We start from the raw sequence: 15,823 nt of genomic DNA on the forward strand, positions 1-15,823 counted from the left end.
CGTGACCAACCCCTTCGACGACCAGGACGGCACCTTCCTCGTCCTCGTCAACGACGAGAACCAGCACTCGCTGTGGCCGCACTTCGCGGACGTCCCGGCCGGCTGGACGACCGCCCACGGCCCCGACACCCACGCCGCGTGCCTGGAGTACGTCGAGCGGTCCTGGACCGACATGCGGCCCAGGAGCCTCGCCGACGCCATGGACGCCCAGCGGTAGCGCGGCCGACGTGACCTCCACCGACACCCTGGGCGGGACCCGCGAAGCCGCGGGCCCCGCCCGGCCCGGCGACCTCGCCGCGGCCCTGCTCACCCCCGAGGCGCGGCGGGACCCCTACCCCTTCTACGCCCGCATGCGGCGCGAGGACCCGGTCCACCGCAGCCCCCAGGGCATCTGGTACCTGACCCGGTACGCCGACGTCGAGGCGGCCCTCGGTGACCTCCGGCTGTCCAACGACCGGGACCGGATGACCCGCGCCTACAGCGCGCGCGGCGGCGACCTCAAAGCCCTCAGCCGCTTCACCGAGCGGCTGGGCCGGGTGATGACCAACACCGACCCGCCGGCCCACGCCCGGCTGCGGAAACTGGCCAACAAGGCGTTCACCGCGCGCCGCGTCGAGGCCCTGCGCGCGGGCGTCCAGCGGAGCGTCGACCGGCTGATCGACGAGGCGGTGGCGGCCGGCCCGGCCATGGACCTGCTCGAGGACTTCGCCTCCCGGCTGCCGATGTCCGTCGTCTGCGAGCTGTTCGGCATCCCGGACGCGGACCGGCCGCAGGTCAAGAGCTGGTTCCGCCGCTTCGGCCGGCTCAGCGAGGACATCGCCAAGTCCGAGGCGGCGATCGACCAGTACGAGGAGTACCTCTCCGGGCTCATCCGGCAGCGCCGCCACACCCCGGGCGACGACCTGATCAGCGCCCTGGTCGCCACCCAGTCCCAGGACGGCCGGCTCACCGACTCCGAACTGCTCGCCACCTGCTTCATCCTCATCACCGCCGGCGACGAGACCACCACCCACCTGATCGGCAACGGCGTCCTGGCGCTGCTGCGCCACCCGGACCAACTCGCCCGGCTGCGCGCCGACCCCGGCCTGATCCGCGGCGCGGTCGACGAACTCGCCCGCTACGACACGGTCACCCAGGCGGTCGTCCGGGTCGTGGCCGAGGACCTTCGGATCGGCGGACAGACGCTGCGCGAGGGCGAGTTGGCCTACCTCTTCCTCGGCGCGACCAACCGCGACCCCGAGCGGTTCGACCACCCCGACCGGCTCGACCTGACCCGCACCGGTAACCGGCACCTGAGCTTCGGCCACGGTCCGCACTTCTGCCTCGGCGGCCCGCTGGCCAAACTCCAGGCGGAGGTGGCCGTCGGCACGCTCGTCCGCCGGCTGCCCGGCCTGCGGCTGTGCGACGAGGCGGCGCTGGAGTGGCGGCCCAACCCGCTGCAACGGCGGCTGACCGCCCTCCCGCTCGCCTACCGCGTGTGAACGACGACGAAGGAGCAGTACCGACCATGGTCCGAGAGTTCGAGGTCCGCCGGGAGCAGGACCTGCCTGCCCCGCCCGAGCAGGTCTGGGACGCGGTGGCCACCGGGGCCGGAAACCGCGGCTGGCTCTACCCGATGGAGGTCGAGCCGCGCGTCGGCGGCCGGGCCACCCGCGGCGACGCCACCGTGCTGACCTGGGAGCCGCCGCGCCACCTCGCCCTGCGGGCGACCCAGGACGGCGGGTTCTCCAACACCCTCAGCTACCGCATCGAGCCGGCCGCCGGCGGCACCAGCCGGCTGCGCATGGGCATCCACTGGGTGCACACCGGCGTCGTCGACGAGGCGTGGGCCTGGGAGGCCAAGTCCGACGCCGCCGAGAAGCACGTCGACTTCTACCAGCACGGCCTGGCCGAGTACCTGCGGCACTTCGCCGGCCGCCCCGCCGTCTACGTCCGGGCCGCGCGAGCAGAACCCGCCACCGATCCGGCCGACTTCGCCGCCCTGCGCCGCCGCCTCGGCCTCGCCGACGACGCCGCCGTCGGCGACCGCTTCGCGCTGCGCGGGCCCGGCCCGGACCGCGACCCCGTGGAGGTGGTCGTCGACTGGCTCAGCACCGACTTCGTCGGCCTGCGCGGCCCGGACGCCCTCTACCGCTTCTTCAACGGCAGCACCTGGCAGGTGCCGAGCTGGCTCGGCCACCACCTGTTCGCCGAGGACACCGACGAGCAGCAGGCGGTCAAGGAGTGGACCGCCTGGCTCGACGACACCCAGACCCAGGAGTCGTGATGGACACCTCCACCCGGACACTGCTGTTCACCGCGGAACTCGTCGAGGAGGACGGCAGCTACGCCCTCGTCGTGCGGGACCTGCGGCGGGGCACTGTCCAGACCACCGCGGTCCCCAAGGCCATGGTCGACAAGCTGCCGACCTTCCTGTCCGCACTGGCCGCCAAGCTCGCCCCGCCCCCGCAGCGCCGCCGCTGGTAGCCGGCGCGGGGGTGTCGCGGGTGGTGGCAGCGCCCCGATGGCTCAACTTGGTTGCCTGATACAGGAGTACACGGGGTGTGTGCATGAAATGTGTGCGGCCTGGCCAGTATGAGAGAGGCCGACCGTATGCAATTGCAGCTGTGGTTGTGCCGACGACCCCCACTGCTAGGAGGAGAACGATGACCGGTCAAGGCGAAGGCGCCTCGCGCCATGTTGCTCCGGTGCTGCGGCCGAACATGGCCGAAACTGTGGTGAGCTGGCGCAAGAGCTCCTACAGCAACCACGAGAGCAACTGCGTCGAGGTGGCCGAACTGGACCACGAAACGATCGGAATCCGCGACTCCAAGGACAAGAGCGGTCCGTTCCTGACCGTGGACCGCGCCGCGATGCGGGCGTTCGTCGCCGGCGTCGTGCGTGGCGACTTCGCCGTGGAGTAGCGAGATCCAGCCAGATGTGACGTCGGGCCCTCCGCTTCGTGAGCGCTGCGGCACGATAGGTGACCCGTACGGGGTGCGACGCCCCGAGAAGGAGACCGACCGTGCCAGCTCAACCGTCTCGCAGTCCGCGTGGGGCCCGTAACGTCCACGATCTGTCCGGGCGGGCCCCGACCGCGCAACGGATGATCTTCGGTGAGACGTTGAGGCAGCGCCGCCAGGCGCTCGGCCTCACCGCCGAGGACGTCGTGCGCCAGATCGGCCATTCCGCCTCGAAGATCAGCCGGATGGAGAACGGCCGGCACGACTTCAAGGAGGCCGACCTCCAACGCCTCCTGGACGTCTACGGCGTCCGCGACGAGGGCGAGCGCGAACTGCTGCTCGACCTCGCCCGCGCCGCCAACGAGCGCGGCTGGTGGGACGCGTGGAGCGACGTCTCCACCAAGACCCTCCAGACCCTGGTCAGCCTGGAGGACATGGCCCAGCGCATCCGCAGCTACGAGATCGCCCAGCTGCCGGGCCTGGTGCAGACCGCCGAATACACCCGCGCGCTGATCCGCGCCAACGCGCCGGGCAAGAGCGAGCAGGAGATCGAGCGCATCATCGAGCTACGCGCGATGCGCCAGCAGCGGCTGATGCGCGAGCCCGGCAAGAAGCTGCTCTGCGTGCTGGACGAGGTCACCCTGGTGCGGCCGTACGGCTCCCGCGAGGGCATGCGCCGCCAGCTCGAACACCTGATATCCCTGGCCGACGACCCCGACATCGGCTTCAACCTGGTGGAGTTGGGCAAGCCGAACCTGCCGGTGCAGATCGGCACCACGACGATCTTCGACTTCGCCGACGGCCAGCTCCCCGACATCGTGTACATCGAGCGCTCCGGCGGCGGCCTCTACCTCCAGGACGAACAGGAGGTCGACGAGCACGTGAAGGGCTTCGACCGGCTGATGATCGCCTCACTGGGCCAGCGGGCGACGGTCCGCCGCATACAGGACCACATCAAGAAGTTCCGCTGACGGCCGCCACCACGGCCACGACCGCCACGACGGCCCGCACGCGACAGGGATCGCACGCGGGCCGTCGGCTGTCGGCCGCCCGGAGGGGTCAGACCCTGCGGGCCACCGCCGGTCAGACCTTGCGGGCCACGCCCGCGTAGAGCGACGACTGCGCGTTGGTGACCAGGGTCGGACCCTCGCCGGCCTCGGGCCGCCACTGGTGGGCCACCTCCACGCCGGGCTCGACCAGTTCCAGGCCCTTGAAGAAGCGTTCCACCTCGGCCCGGGAGCGGACCTGGAGCGGGGTGCCGCCGTCGGTGTAGATGTCCGTGATGGCGGCCCAGGCGTCGGGGTCGAAGTCCGGGGTGCAGTGCGAGATCGCCAGGTGCGAGCCGGGCGCGAGCCGGTCGACCAGCGTCTCCACCACGCTGTAGGCGCCCATGTCGTCGGTGACGAAGTGCAGCACCGCGTTGAGGCTCAGGCCGATCGGCTGGGAGAAGTCCAGGCAGTCCGCCGCCTCCACCGCGTCCAGCAGCGCGGCCGGCTCGGTGACGTCGGCCTCCACGTACTCGGTGGCGCCCTCGGGGGTGCTGGCGAGCAGGTTGTCGGCGTAGACCAGCACGATCGGGTCGTTGTCCGCGTAGACGATCCGGGCCCGCGGCACCTCGCGCTGCACGACCTCGTGCAGGTTCGGCGAGGTGGGGATACCGGTGCCGATGTCGATGAACTGGCGTATGCCGCGCTCACGGGCGAGGAAGCGCGCCGAGCGGTGCACGAACGCCCGGTTGATCTGTGCCACGGTCCTGATCGCCGGGAAGCGGCGGATCACGTCCTCGGCCGCGGTCCGGTCCACCGCGTAGTTGGTCTTGCCGCCCAGGTAGTAGTCGTACATCCGCGCGCTGTGCGGGAGGTCCTGCCGTAACCGGTCGGAAACGCCGGTCTCCTCGGCGAATGTCGCTTCTTCCTCGGCCACGCGCTGCCCCCATCCTTCGATCCACTCATCGGGCCGGACGGCCCTGCCGACGGTGTCGGCCCCGTCGAGCCCCTGGTGGCTCCCGGCACTGTTCCTACCCCGTGCCACCCTGTCCTATCCGGTGCCGTACCCCGTGCACCACCCCTGAAATGGGGTGGGGCACACGGCTGTTGTCACCGTACCGCCTTCCGCCGCGCCCCGGACCGCGGTCGCGGCGCCGGGCGCTCAGCCCGCGGCCGGCTTGAGGGCGACACCCGCCTCCGAGGTGTGCACCAGGAACGTCAGCGACTCCTGGAAGTACAGGTCCACGGTGGTCGCGGTGTGGCCGAGGTAGCCGATCGACACGTCCTGGCCGAGCCGCAGCTCGAAGTCCCCGCCGCGGGTGGCGAGCAGGAACGCCCCGTCGATCGCCGGCGCCCACACGATCTCGCCGTCCAGCAGCCGCGCCAGGTGCTGGTGGATCGGGTAGCCGTGGTCGGAGGTCTCGCTGACCGCGGTGTACGCGTCGGCACTCAGCGCCAGGGTGTACGCCCCGTCGACGCCCGCCAGCCGCAGCGTGGTGACGGCGTGGCTGATCGCGTCCGGGTACTCCCGCACGTCCGCCGGCAGCGTCAGCTCCGGGTTGGAGGAGGCCGCGCGGATACCGGTGATGCCCGCGGCGCCGTACCCCTCGAAGATCGCCCGGTCCTCGGCGTACGCGAGCTGCTTGGCCGCGTCCTTGACGGGCTGCCAGTCCGCGTCCTTCGCGCCGCGCTCCACGTCGTCGACCTGGCCGCGGTCCACGGTGAACGGCACCCGAAGCTCCACCACGGGCTGCGAGCGGCGGGTGCGGGCGGTCACCCCCTGCGCGGGCGCGGCGATCTGGTCCAGGTGGCCGGTCGGTACCGCGGACAGCTCGACACCGGCGGGCTCGGGCACGTCCACGATGCGGCGGGCCGCCACGTGCCGGGCGAAGGTGCGCCGGGCCTCGGCCTCCAGGTCGGCCCACGCGGCGGCGGAGATGGGCGCGAGTTCGCGGTGCAGGTTGTTCACGAGGACGTGCTCCTTTTCAGGTTGCCGATGCCGAGGCTGCCGTCGGAGGCGGGCGCGGCGGAAGCGGGCGCTGCCGACTGCGCGGGTACAGGGGTGGGCTCGGTGGGCTCGGTCTGCTCGGTGGAGGACCCGGGTGCCGGCTCCGCCGCCCCCGCCGCCCCTGCCCCCGCCCCGAGCGCGGCGGTGCGGTCCGGGGCGTCCGGCAGGTCGTCGAGGAAGTCCGCGGACGGCACGTAGAAGAGCGTGCCGGTGACGGCGGTGGAGAAGTCGAGGATGCGGTCGTGGGAGGCCGCCGAGGTGCCCAGGAACATGTTCCGCAGCATCTGCTCGGTGACGTCGGGGGTGCGCGCGTAGCCGATGAAGTACGTGCCGAACTCGCCGCGGCCCGGGCTGCCGAACGGCATGTTGTCCCGCAGGATGTCCTGCTCCTCGCCGTCCGGCCCGGTCACCGTGTTGAGCGCGACATGCGAGTCCGCCGCGTCCAGCTCGATGTTGGTCGCCTTCGTCCGGCCGATGACGCGCTCCTGCGCCTCGACCGGCAGCGCGTTCCAGGCGTCGAGGTCGTGCAGGTACTTCTGCACGATGACGTAGCTGCCGCCGGTGTGCTCCGGGTCCTCCGCACCGACCAGCACCGCCTCGCGCGCCGCCGGCCCGACCGGGTTCTCCGTGCCGTCCACGAAGCCCAGCAGGTCCCGCACGTCGAGGTACTTGAAGCCCTGCACCTCGTCCTGGAGCGCCACCGCGCCGCGCAGCCGGTCCATGATCTGCGCGGCCAGCCCGAAGCACAGGTCGAGCCGGGTGGCGCGCAGGTGGAACAGCAGGTCGCCGGGGGTGGCGGGGGCCCGGTGCCGGGCGCCCTCCAGCGGCGTGAAGGGGTGCAGGGCGGCCGGCCGCGGGTAGGCGAACAGGCGGTCCCACGCCGCCGACCCGACCCCGGCGACGCAGCTCAGCCGCCCGTCCGGCGCGCCGAAGCCGATGGCCCGGGTCAGCCCGGCCAGGTCGGCGAGCAGCTCGCGCACGGTCTGCTCGCCGCCGTCCTCGACCGTCAGGACCAGGAAGATCGCGGCGGTCGTCAACGGCTCGAGTACGGGCTGCGGTTCCGGCTCGGTGGCCACTCCAGGTCTCCCGATCGCTCAGCCCTGCGAGGGCGGTGTCGGCTACGTCATCTGGACCCTACTGCCCAGCCGTCCCCGGCGGACGAACCACCCCCGCCGTGTCCGCCCCCTGGCCCGCACGCTTACCTGCGGAAACCCGCCGCCCGCCCGCCCGGACGGCCGCCCTGACGGCCCCGCCGGACGGGCCGTCAGGGCTCCTCCCGCGGCCAGTCGAGCAGGCGCGCGCCGATCACCGCGGTCTGGAGCGCGTACCGGTGGCGGGGGTCGGCCGGGTCCGCGCCCGTCAGCAGCCGCACCCGGTGCAGCCGGTAGCTCAGCGCGCGCACGCTCAGCGACAGCCGCCGCGCCGCCTCGGCCGTCACACAGCCCGCGTCGAAGTAGACCTCCAGGGTGCGCAGCAGCGGACGGGGGCCGCCGCGCGCCTGCTCCAGCGGGCCCAGCAGTGTCCGCACCAGGTCGGCCAGCGCCTGCCGGTCCCTGGTCAGCACCGGGAAGACCAGCAGGTCCGCCGCGTGCAGCACCCGCTCCTCGAACTCCATCCGCTCCGCCACCGACAGCACGCCCAGCGCCTCGCGGTAGGAGCGCGCGCAGCCCGCGGCACCCGGCTGCGCCCGGCCGACCGCCACCCGCAGCGCGCCGGCGGCGACCGCCCGGTCCGCGAAGTGGGCCAGCACCTCGTCCTGCCCGCCGGGCGCCACGCACACCAGCGCGCCGTCCACGGCGGCGAGCAGCACCCCGCGGTTGCCGAACCGGCCCAGGGTCTCGGCGCCGACCTGCCGCACCACCGGGTGCCCGTCGCCGTACGCCTCCGGGCCGACCGCGACCGCGGTGCCGTGCGCGTGCGACAGCTGGAGGCCGAACCGCTCGGCGCCGGCGGCCAGTTGCTCGGGGTCGAAGGCGCCGGACAGCAGGCCGTCGATGAACTCCCGCCGGGCCGCGTCGTGGCGGTGCGCCGCCGCGCGCTGGGCCCGCTGGTAGCCGTCGGCGAAGGCGTCCAGGGCCTGGCCCACGGTGGCCAGCACGCCGTCGAGGTCCGCGGCCGAGCGGGGCCGCACGACCCGTCCGGCCGCGAGGTGCTCGCGCAGGATCTGCCGCCAGTCGCAGCCCGCCTCAGCCGCCTGCGCGCCGAGCGCGCGGTGGCGCCTGAGTTCCTCCCGGGTGAGCCGGCGCCCGGTCGCCGATGCCTTCAGCAGGATCTCCGCGTAGCCGGTCAGGAAGGTCTTCGGCAGGTTGTCCACGGTCATGGTGCCCCCGATCGTTGCCGGTGCCGCTGGGATGGGTGGGCAGGTGGGGTCGGGCCGCGGGGTGCGGCGGGCGGGTGCGGTGCGTACGGCCCGGCGGCGGGCGGGTGCGGGTCAGCCCTTGGCGCGCGCGGTCCTGGGGCCGCCGCGGTCGGGACCGACGCCGCCGTCCTCGTCGCCCTCGATGCCGCCGTCGAGTTCGCCGTCGAGTTCACCGCCCGGTCCGTCGCCGAACCCCTCGTCCAGCCCGTCGCCGATGGCGCCGTCCAGCCCGCCGTCCAGCCCAGCGTCCAGGACGCCGTCGAACTCCGAGTCGATCTCGACGTCGGTCTCCGTGCCCACGCCGACGCCGGTCGCGCCCTCGCCGCCGGCCGCGCCGACCGCTCCGACCGGACCGCCCGCTCCGGCCAGGGCGGGCTGCGCCGCGCGGCCGGGGAAGCGGGCGGTGACCCGGCGGGCCAGGGGCTCGGTGAAGCGGGCGCTGACCGGCCCGAGGATCACCAGGATCAGCACGTAGGCGGTCGCGAGCGGCCCGATCCGCGGCTCGGTGGCGACCGCGAGGCCGGCGATCACGATGGAGAACTCGCCGCGGGCGACCAGGGTGCCGCCGGCCCGCCATCGGCCGGGCGCCTTGATACCGGCGCGCTTGGCGGCGAACCAGCCGGTGCCGACCTTGGTCGCGGTGGTGACCAGTGCCAGGAGCAGCGCGGGGACCAGCACCGGCGGGATGTCGGCGGGCACCGTGGACAGCCCGAAGAAGACGAAGAACACCGCGGCGAACAGGTCGCGCAGCGGGGTGAGCAGATTGCTCGCGCCCTCGGCGACGTCACCGGACAGCGCGATGCCGACCAGGAACGCGCCCACGGCCGCGGAGACCTGGAGGCGTTCGGCGACGCCCGCGACCAGCAGGGTCAGGCCGAGCACCACCAGCAGCAGCATCTCGGGGTTGTCGGAGGAGACCGCGCGGCTGATCAACCGGCCGTGCCGCAGCGCCAGGTAGAGCACCGCGCCGACCGTGCCCAGCGAGATGAGCAGCGTCACGGTGCCGCCGGCCAGGCCCGCGCCGGCCAGCAGCGCGGTGAGGATCGGCAGGTACAGCGCCATCGCCAGGTCCTCGATGACCAGCACGCCCAGGATGACGGGGGTCTCGCGGTTGCCGAGCCGGCGCAGGTCGCGCATCACCTTCGCGATGACGCCCGAGGAGGAGATCCAGGTGACGCCGGCCAGCGCCACCGCGGCGACCGGGCCCCAGCCCAGCAGCAGGGCGGCGGCCGCGCCGGGCACCGCGTTGAGCACGAAGTCCACCGCGCCGGAGGGGTACTGCGTGCGCAGGCTGGTGACCAGTTCGGACGCGCTGTACTCCAGGCCGAGCAGGAGCAGCAGCAGGACGACGCCGATCTCGGCGCCGGTGGCGACGAAGTCCTCGCTCGCGTCCAGCGGGAGTATCCCGCCCTGGCCGAAGGCGAGCCCGGCGAGCAGGTAGAGGGGGATCGGGGAGAAACCCACCCGGCCGGCGAACCGGCCGAGCAGTCCCAGGGCGAGGATGATCGCCCCGAGTTCGACGAGCATGGACGTCGTGTTGTGCACGGGCGGCTATCCTCCGGTGATCAGTTCGGCGACGGCGTCCACGCCCTCGCGGGTGCCTACGACGACGAGCGTGTCCCCGAGCGCGAAGCGGAAGTCGGGCGCCGGCGACGGGTGCGCCGAGGTCCGCCGCAGCACCGCGACGATCGACGCGCCGGTCCGGGTACGGGCCTGGGTGGCGCCGAGCGTGCGCCCGGCGTACGGCGACCGGCTGTCGATCTCGATCCGCTCGGTGACCAGGTCGATGCCGACCTGCGCGCGGCGCAGCTTCGCCACCGGGTCCGGCAGCAGCAGCCGGGCCAGCGCGCCTGCCTCGGCCTCGGTCAGCGGGACGGCGCCGGCGCACGCGTCCTCGTCCGCCGGGTCGCGCAGCGCCAACTCCCGGCGCCCGTCCTGGTGGACGACGACCGACAGGTGCCCGCCGGCGTCGGTGTCGAGGTCGTAGCGGCTGCCGACACCGGGCAGCGGGGTCTTGCGAAGGCGAGCCGACAGGCCCATGGCGTGCTCCAAGGCGTACGGGGGTGGGGACGGGGTGGTGCGTGCCGACGTGCCGGGCGCGGGTGACCGGCACGGCCGTACGGCACGGACCGGCCGGCCGTCCGGCGGCGGCCGCGGACGCCGCGCCGGAATACGGTCCCGGCCGTACCGGCCCGCCGGGTGGGGGAAGGGTGCGGGGCGCCAGGGCCCGCGGCTGCGCGGACCTCAGGCGCCGATATCGGGCACCCGGTCGCGCGGCGCACACCCGCACGGAACGGCGGACGCGAGCGCGGTGGTCGAGTCGTACCGAGCCATACCGCCATCCCTTCCGCTCACCCGCCATTGGTATGTGGCAGGTAAAGAATTGTACCGCATGAAGTAATGGGTCAATTCGTGCGTACGCCCGCGTACTCACCCATTGCGCCCGCGCTCACCCGCACCGAACGCACACAACCCCACCACCGCCCCCGTCGCCAGGAACCCGACCGGCAGCACATGGGCACCCACCAGTGCCGACGCCAGCGCCCCACCCGCCGACGAACCGGCGTTCACCGCCGAGTTCACCCACCCCGTCGCCCGCGCCGCCGCACCCTCCGGCGCCGTACGCGCCGCGGCCAGGTACGCCGTCGACAGCGTCGGCGCCAGCAGCGTGCCCGTCGCCGCCACGCACCCGGCCAGCCACGGCAGCGAGCCCGCCGCCACCGCGTCCACGCACAGCAGGGCGGCCAACCCCGCCAAGAGCAGCGGCAGCCGCGCCGGAGCCGGACGCCGCCACCGCAGCCGCCCGTTGACCAGCCCGCCCACCACGCTGCCCGCCGACTGCCCGGCCAGCACCCACCCCACGGCGCCCGCGTGGTGCGCCTGCCGCGCGCACGCGAGGACGTACAGGTCGACGGCTCCCAGGCACACCCCCACCGCCAGCGCCGCCACCGCCGTGCGCCGCACCCCCGCGCCCCCCGCCGACAGCGGCCCCGACCGCGCCCGCGCAGGCCGTGCCCCACCGGTGCCCCCCGCCGCAAGCAGCCGGGTCGCCGGGGCCGCCGCCAGCGCGCACGCCCCCACGGCCACCAGCACCGCCGCCACCGCCAGCGCCCGCGCCGGGTCCAGCGCCACCGCCAGCGGCGGGCCCACCAGGAACAGCACCTCCTCCGCGACCGTGTCGAGCCCGAACGCCCGTTGCAGCAGCGCCTCCTGCGGCGCCAGCGCGCCCCACACGGCCCGCATCGTCGGCCCCAGCGGCGGGCAAGTCGCACCACCCGCCGCCACCAGCAGGCCGAGCACCGCGGTGTTCGTCGACCGCCCGCAGCACGCCAGCGTCAGCAGCGCCCCCGCGAACGGAGCGGCCAGCGCCGGCAGCGCCCTACCCGCCCCCCAGCGGTCCACCAGATCCGCCCGGGCCGGGCCCAGCACCACCGACACCGTCCCGAACCCCGTCGCCAGCAACCCGCCCCGCGCCAGCGACCCCCCACCCGCACTCAACTCCAACAGCAGCGCCACCCCGAGCATCCCGTAGCCCAGACGCCCCACCAACGCGGCCCCGAACGCCACCCGTGCATCCGGCAACCGAAAAACGGCGCCATACGACGCCACCTGACCTTGCGAAGACATGACTATCCCCTGAAACGCGCAGCGACTTGGTCCGTCTCACACACCAAGCGCCCTACACACAGAGGAAGAACATCCCCCGAACCTACCCCCCGGCCGCATCCACGACAACGGCCGTCCGCAGGGCCCACCGGCCGCTGGCCGGGGTGCGGGCAGCAACGAAAGTGGCGGGCCCGCAGGGGCGCGGGGAACTGCGCGCGCAACAGTCCACCGGGCGCAGGCCGGGGTGCAGCCGCATCCACGACGGCGGGTTTCCGCAGGGTCCACCGGGCGGTGGCCGGGTGCGGCCGTAAGCAAGGCGGCGGGTCGGCAGGGGCGCGGGGAACTGCGCGCGCAACGGTCCACCGGGCGCAGGCCGGGGTGCGGCCGCATCCACGACGGCGGGTTTTCGCAGGGGCCACCGGGCGTAGGCCGGGTGCGGCCGTAAGCAAGGCGGCGGGTCGGCAGGGGCGCGGGGAACTGCGCGCGCAACAGTCCACCGGGCGCAGGCCGGGGCGCGGCCGCATCCACGACGGCGGGTTTCCGCAGGGGCCACCGGCCGCAGGCCGGGGTGCGGCCCGCATCCACGACGGCGGGTTTCCGCAGGGGCCACCGGGCGTAGGCCGGGGTGCGGCCCGCAAGTAAGGCGGCGGGTCCGCAGGGGCGCGGGGAACTGCGCGACCAGCCCACCACCGCGAGGTGGTCCCGGAACCGGCAGGACGAACCCGGGCGGGGGGTCAGGGGCGCCGCCCCACCGCGGGGACAGCGAGGAGAAGCGCGAGAAGGGCGACGAGAGCCGTAGAGCCCCACCCGGCCAGGTGATACGCCGCGGCGCCAACCGTCCCGCCGAGGCTGTTCCCGACGTAGTACGCCGTCAAATACAGAGCCGACGCCTGCGCCCGCCCCCGCACCGCCGTCCGGCTGACCGCACCCGACGCGACGGCGTGCCCGATGAAGAACCCCCCGGTAATGAGCACCAACCCGAACAGCACCGCCCCCAGCGGCCGCGCCAGCGTCACGACCACCCCGCCCCCGCACAGCGCGAGCGCCACCGCGAAGGCCCCGCGCCGCCCCACCCGCGAACTGAGCGCCCCGGACGCCGCCGAGGTACCCGTACCGACCAGGTACACCAGGAACACCGCACCGACCGCGGACTGCGACAGCGCATACGGCGCGGCGGTCAGCCGGTACCCGAGCACCGTGTAGACCGCCCCGAACACGGCCATGAACAGCAGCCCGACCGCGTACAGCCGCCGCAGCCGCCCGTCCCTCAGGTGCCCGGCGACCGTACGCCCGAGCGCCGCCGGGGAGATCGACCCGGGCGTGAAGTGCCGTGCGGGCGGGGCGAGCAGGCGGAAGACGACGGCGCAGGCGAGCGCGGTGACGCCGACCGCCAGCAGGGCGGTGCGCCAGCCGTACGCCTGCGCGAGGGCGCCGCCCGCGACCCGGCTGCTCATCCCGCCGATGGAGTTCCCGGCGACGTACAGGCCGATCGCCGAGGGCACCGCGGAGGGGTGGACCTCCTCCGCGAGGTACGCCATGGCCGTGGCCGGCAGCCCGGCCAGGGCCAGCCCCTGGAGCGCGCGCAGCGCGACCAGCACCGCGAGGTCCGGCGCGAAGGGCACCGCGAGGGCCAGCAGGGACGCGGTGAACACCGAGACCGTCATCACCCGCGTCCGCCCGTACTTCTCGCTGAGCGCGCTCGCCGGCAGCAGGGCGACCGCCAGCGCGCCGGTGCTCGCCGACACCGTCAGGCTCGCCTGCGCCGGGGACAGCGACAGCCCCGCCGACAGCGCGGGCAGCAGCGCCTGCGTGGAGTACAGCAGCGCGAAGGTGGCCAGTCCCGCCGCGAACAGGGCGAGGTTCGCCCGGCGGTAGGCGCGGGTCCCGGCCCGCAGCCGGTCGTCGGCGGGGGCGGCCGTGACGGCGGCGGTGGCGGCGGCGGGTGCGGCGCCCGTACGCGGCACGGCCGCGCCGGTATCTGCGGGGTCCATGGCGGCGACGCTAGGCCGCCCGCTTTGCATGCGTCCAATGCATGGATACGGAAGAATCGATCCGTCAGCGCATCAGCACAGGATGAAGGGGACTTCCGTGACGACCGGCAGCGGCAAAGATCTCCCGGGCGGGACGGAGAACGGCGGCCCGGCCGCGCCCGCGGCGCCCCCCGCGCAAGCCGAACCCGCCGCGCAAGCCGAACCCTCCGCTCAAGCCGAACCCGCCGAACCCACCGCACCGGCAGAACCCACCGCTCTGGCCGAACTTGCGGCCGGCGCCTGGCCGGTCCTGCTCGCCCCGCGCCTGGCGCAGTTCGCCGCGGTCGCCCGCGAGTCCCACATGACCCGGGCCGCCGACCGCCTCGGCATGCCGCAGTCCACGCTCAGCCGGGCCGTCGCCCGGCTGGAGGCCGACCTCGGCGTGACCCTCTTCGCCCGCCAGGGCCGCACCCTGCGGCTGACCCGCGCCGGCCGCGCCTTCCAGCAGGCCGCCGAACGCGCCCTCGCGGAGGTGGAGCGGTCCGCCGAGGAGGTCCGCGCGGACGCCGACCCCGGCAGCGGCCGTGTCGCGTTCGGCTTCCTCCACACCCTCGGCCCCGAGACCGTCCCCGCCCTGCTGCGCGCCTTCCGCGCCGACCACCCCCGGGTCCGCTTCCACCTCGTGCAGACCTACGGCGAGGCCATGCTCGAACGGCTCCGCGCCGGCGCCCTCGACCTGTGCCTGACCTCGCCGCTGCCCGCCGGGCCCGGCCTGGTCGTCAGGCGGCTGGACGAGCAGCGGCTGCGGCTGGTGGTGCCCGCCGGGCACCGCCTCGGCCGGCGGCGGCGGGTCCGGCTCGCGGAGGCGGCCGCCGAACCGTTCGTCACCCTCGAGACCGGGTACGGGCTGCGCCGCATCACCGACGCGCTGTGCGCCGAGGCCGGGTTCGCGCCGCGCGTCGCGTTCGAGGGGGAGGAGGCGGAGACGCTGCGCGGGCTGGTCGCGGCCGGGCTCGGGGTGGCGCTGCTGCCGCCGCCCGCCGTCCCGAGGCCCGGCGTCACCGAACTCGACCTGATCGGGCAGCGCGCCGTCCGCGAGATCGGCGTGGCCTGGCTGGACGGACAGCGCGACAGCGCGCCGGTCGCGGCCTTCAAGGCGTTCCTGCTGGGCCGCAAAGGCACCCTGCTGCCGCGGTGAGTACGGCGTTCGCGCTGGTCAGGGGCCGTTGTCAGAGGGTCGGCGTAATGTGCGGGTATGGGTGAGAAACGGGTGGAGACGGGACGGGCGGCGGCGCCGGTGGCGGTGCGGCTGCGGGAGTGGGCGGCCGATGACCTGTGGGTGCTGAGGCGGGCGAACGAGCCGGAGATGACCGCGCACCTCGGCGGCCCCGAGGGCGAGGAGCAGGTGCTCCAGCGCCATGAGCGGTATCTGCGGCTCGGGGGCGACGGCGGCCGGATGTACGTGATCGAGGCCGACCCGGGCCCGGACATACGCGGCGAGGTGATGGGCAGCATCGGCTTCTGGGGCCGGGTGTGGCAGGAGGAGGCGGTCTACGAGACCGGTTGGGGCGTGCTGCCCGAGTTCCAGGGCCGCGGTGTGGCGGCAGCGGCCGCCCGGGCCGTGGTCGGCCGCGCCGCCGCCCTCGGCAACCGCCGCCACCTGCACGCCTACCCGTCCGTCGATCACCCGGCGTCCAACGGCGTGTGCCGCCGCGCCGGCTTCACCCTCCTCGGAGAGGTCGCCTTCGAGTACCCCAAGGGCCACCCCATCACCTGCAACGACTGGCGGGTCGACCTCACCGAGCCCGGCGCCCCCGGCCCCATACCGAGCTGATCCCCGCGCCGGCCCGGCGGCCAACCGGTACGGCCGGGCGGCGAACCGGTACGGCGCGGCGGCAAACGGGTGCGGACCGGCGGCCCGGCGGCAAACGGGTCCGGTATGGTCCGGCGGC

At 74.5% G+C, this 15,823-nt stretch carries 16 protein-coding genes; 8 read left to right on the top strand and 8 right to left on the bottom strand.

Features of this window, described 5'->3' with window-relative positions:
* Position 1 precedes the first annotated feature (1 nt).
* The 6 genes from AC3ERT_RS00915 (at position 2) to AC3ERT_RS00940 (ending at position 3,913) form a co-directional block, all read left to right on the top strand.
* Positions 2–217 (top strand): MbtH family protein, encoded by a 216-nt coding sequence (locus AC3ERT_RS00915; RefSeq protein ID WP_335982930.1) that lies wholly within the window; start codon positions 2–4, stop codon positions 215–217.
* Between the two features lie 10 nt (positions 218–227).
* The gene (locus tag AC3ERT_RS00920) at positions 228–1,481 is read left to right on the top strand and encodes a cytochrome P450 (RefSeq protein ID WP_435172184.1); all 1,254 of its coding nucleotides are present in this window, start codon (positions 228–230) and stop codon (positions 1,479–1,481) included.
* 26 nt (positions 1,482–1,507) lie between these two features.
* Positions 1,508–2,266, top strand: a complete 759-nt coding sequence (locus AC3ERT_RS00925; RefSeq protein ID WP_435172186.1) for an SRPBCC family protein — start codon at positions 1,508–1,510, stop codon at positions 2,264–2,266.
* A complete protein-coding gene (locus AC3ERT_RS00930) occupies positions 2,266–2,466 on the top strand; it encodes a hypothetical protein (RefSeq protein WP_435172188.1) in 201 nt (66 codons plus the stop codon). The genes AC3ERT_RS00925 and AC3ERT_RS00930 overlap by 1 nt, the downstream gene beginning before the upstream one ends.
* A gap of 179 nt (positions 2,467–2,645) precedes the next feature.
* Positions 2,646–2,903 carry a DUF397 domain-containing protein gene (locus AC3ERT_RS00935; protein WP_335982938.1) on the top strand — a complete coding sequence of 86 codons (258 nt, stop codon included), beginning with the start codon at positions 2,646–2,648 and terminating at the stop codon, positions 2,901–2,903.
* 182 nt (positions 2,904–3,085) lie between these two features.
* The gene (locus AC3ERT_RS00940) at positions 3,086–3,913 is read left to right on the top strand and encodes a helix-turn-helix domain-containing protein (RefSeq protein ID WP_335982940.1); all 828 of its coding nucleotides are present in this window, start codon (positions 3,086–3,088) and stop codon (positions 3,911–3,913) included.
* Between the two features lie 112 nt (positions 3,914–4,025).
* Here the strand turns inward: AC3ERT_RS00940 and AC3ERT_RS00945 are convergent, their stop codons facing one another.
* The 8 genes from AC3ERT_RS00945 to AC3ERT_RS00980 form a co-directional block, all read right to left on the bottom strand.
* Positions 4,026–4,865: an SAM-dependent methyltransferase gene (locus tag AC3ERT_RS00945; RefSeq protein WP_435136015.1), complete on the bottom strand. Its 840-nt coding sequence runs from the start codon at positions 4,863–4,865 to the stop codon at positions 4,026–4,028.
* Positions 4,866–5,090: 225 nt separating this feature from the next.
* Positions 5,091–5,897 (bottom strand): family 1 encapsulin nanocompartment shell protein, encoded by an 807-nt coding sequence (locus AC3ERT_RS00950; protein WP_335982945.1) that lies wholly within the window; start codon positions 5,895–5,897, stop codon positions 5,091–5,093.
* Positions 5,894–7,012, bottom strand: coding sequence for a Dyp-type peroxidase (locus AC3ERT_RS00955; RefSeq protein WP_435172190.1), 1,119 nt, complete (start codon positions 7,010–7,012; stop codon positions 5,894–5,896). The genes AC3ERT_RS00950 and AC3ERT_RS00955 overlap by 4 nt, the downstream gene beginning before the upstream one ends.
* A gap of 188 nt (positions 7,013–7,200) precedes the next feature.
* The gene (locus tag AC3ERT_RS00960; RefSeq protein ID WP_435172191.1) at positions 7,201–8,256 is read right to left on the bottom strand and encodes a PucR family transcriptional regulator; all 1,056 of its coding nucleotides are present in this window, start codon (positions 8,254–8,256) and stop codon (positions 7,201–7,203) included.
* A gap of 111 nt (positions 8,257–8,367) precedes the next feature.
* Positions 8,368–9,840 (bottom strand): cation:proton antiporter, encoded by a 1,473-nt coding sequence (locus AC3ERT_RS00965; protein ID WP_435172193.1) that lies wholly within the window; start codon positions 9,838–9,840, stop codon positions 8,368–8,370.
* 6 nt (positions 9,841–9,846) lie between these two features.
* A complete protein-coding gene (locus tag AC3ERT_RS00970; RefSeq protein ID WP_335982952.1) occupies positions 9,847–10,335 on the bottom strand; it encodes a cation:proton antiporter regulatory subunit in 489 nt (162 codons plus the stop codon).
* A gap of 390 nt (positions 10,336–10,725) precedes the next feature.
* Positions 10,726–11,862: an MFS transporter gene (locus AC3ERT_RS00975; RefSeq protein ID WP_435172195.1), complete on the bottom strand. Its 1,137-nt coding sequence runs from the start codon at positions 11,860–11,862 to the stop codon at positions 10,726–10,728.
* Between the two features lie 773 nt (positions 11,863–12,635).
* Positions 12,636–13,892, bottom strand: a complete 1,257-nt coding sequence (locus AC3ERT_RS00980; RefSeq protein ID WP_435172197.1) for an MFS transporter — start codon at positions 13,890–13,892, stop codon at positions 12,636–12,638.
* Positions 13,893–14,148: 256 nt separating this feature from the next.
* Here AC3ERT_RS00980 and AC3ERT_RS00985 point away from each other — a divergent pair, with 256 nt between their 5' ends.
* Both AC3ERT_RS00985 and AC3ERT_RS00990 read left to right on the top strand, forming a co-directional pair.
* Positions 14,149–15,069 carry a LysR family transcriptional regulator gene (locus tag AC3ERT_RS00985; RefSeq protein WP_435172332.1) on the top strand — a complete coding sequence of 307 codons (921 nt, stop codon included), beginning with the start codon at positions 14,149–14,151 and terminating at the stop codon, positions 15,067–15,069.
* Positions 15,070–15,126: 57 nt separating this feature from the next.
* A complete protein-coding gene (locus AC3ERT_RS00990) occupies positions 15,127–15,705 on the top strand; it encodes a GNAT family N-acetyltransferase (RefSeq protein ID WP_435172199.1) in 579 nt (192 codons plus the stop codon).
* Positions 15,706–15,823: the final 118 nt, after the last annotated feature.

Source organism: Actinacidiphila sp. bgisy145 (assembly GCF_057708125.1).

Bases quoted from the DNA above. Each gene is read 5' to 3' on its own strand.
- AC3ERT_RS00925 (WP_435172186.1), top strand. From the start codon at position 1,508: ATGGTCCGAGAGTTCGAGGTCCGCCGGGAGCAGGACCTGCCTGCCCCG.
- AC3ERT_RS00930 (WP_435172188.1), top strand. From the start codon at position 2,266: ATGGACACCTCCACCCGGACACTGCTGTTCACCGCGGAACTCGTCGAG.
- AC3ERT_RS00935 (WP_335982938.1), top strand. From the start codon at position 2,646: ATGACCGGTCAAGGCGAAGGCGCCTCGCGCCATGTTGCTCCGGTGCTG.
- AC3ERT_RS00940 (WP_335982940.1), top strand. From the start codon at position 3,086: ATGATCTTCGGTGAGACGTTGAGGCAGCGCCGCCAGGCGCTCGGCCTC.
- AC3ERT_RS00960 (WP_435172191.1), bottom strand. From the start codon at position 8,256: ATGACCGTGGACAACCTGCCGAAGACCTTCCTGACCGGCTACGCGGAG.
- AC3ERT_RS00970 (WP_335982952.1), bottom strand. From the start codon at position 10,335: ATGGGCCTGTCGGCTCGCCTTCGCAAGACCCCGCTGCCCGGTGTCGGC.
- AC3ERT_RS00980 (WP_435172197.1), bottom strand. From the start codon at position 13,892: ATGGACCCCGCAGATACCGGCGCGGCCGTGCCGCGTACGGGCGCCGCA.
- AC3ERT_RS00990 (WP_435172199.1), top strand. From the start codon at position 15,127: ATGGGTGAGAAACGGGTGGAGACGGGACGGGCGGCGGCGCCGGTGGCG.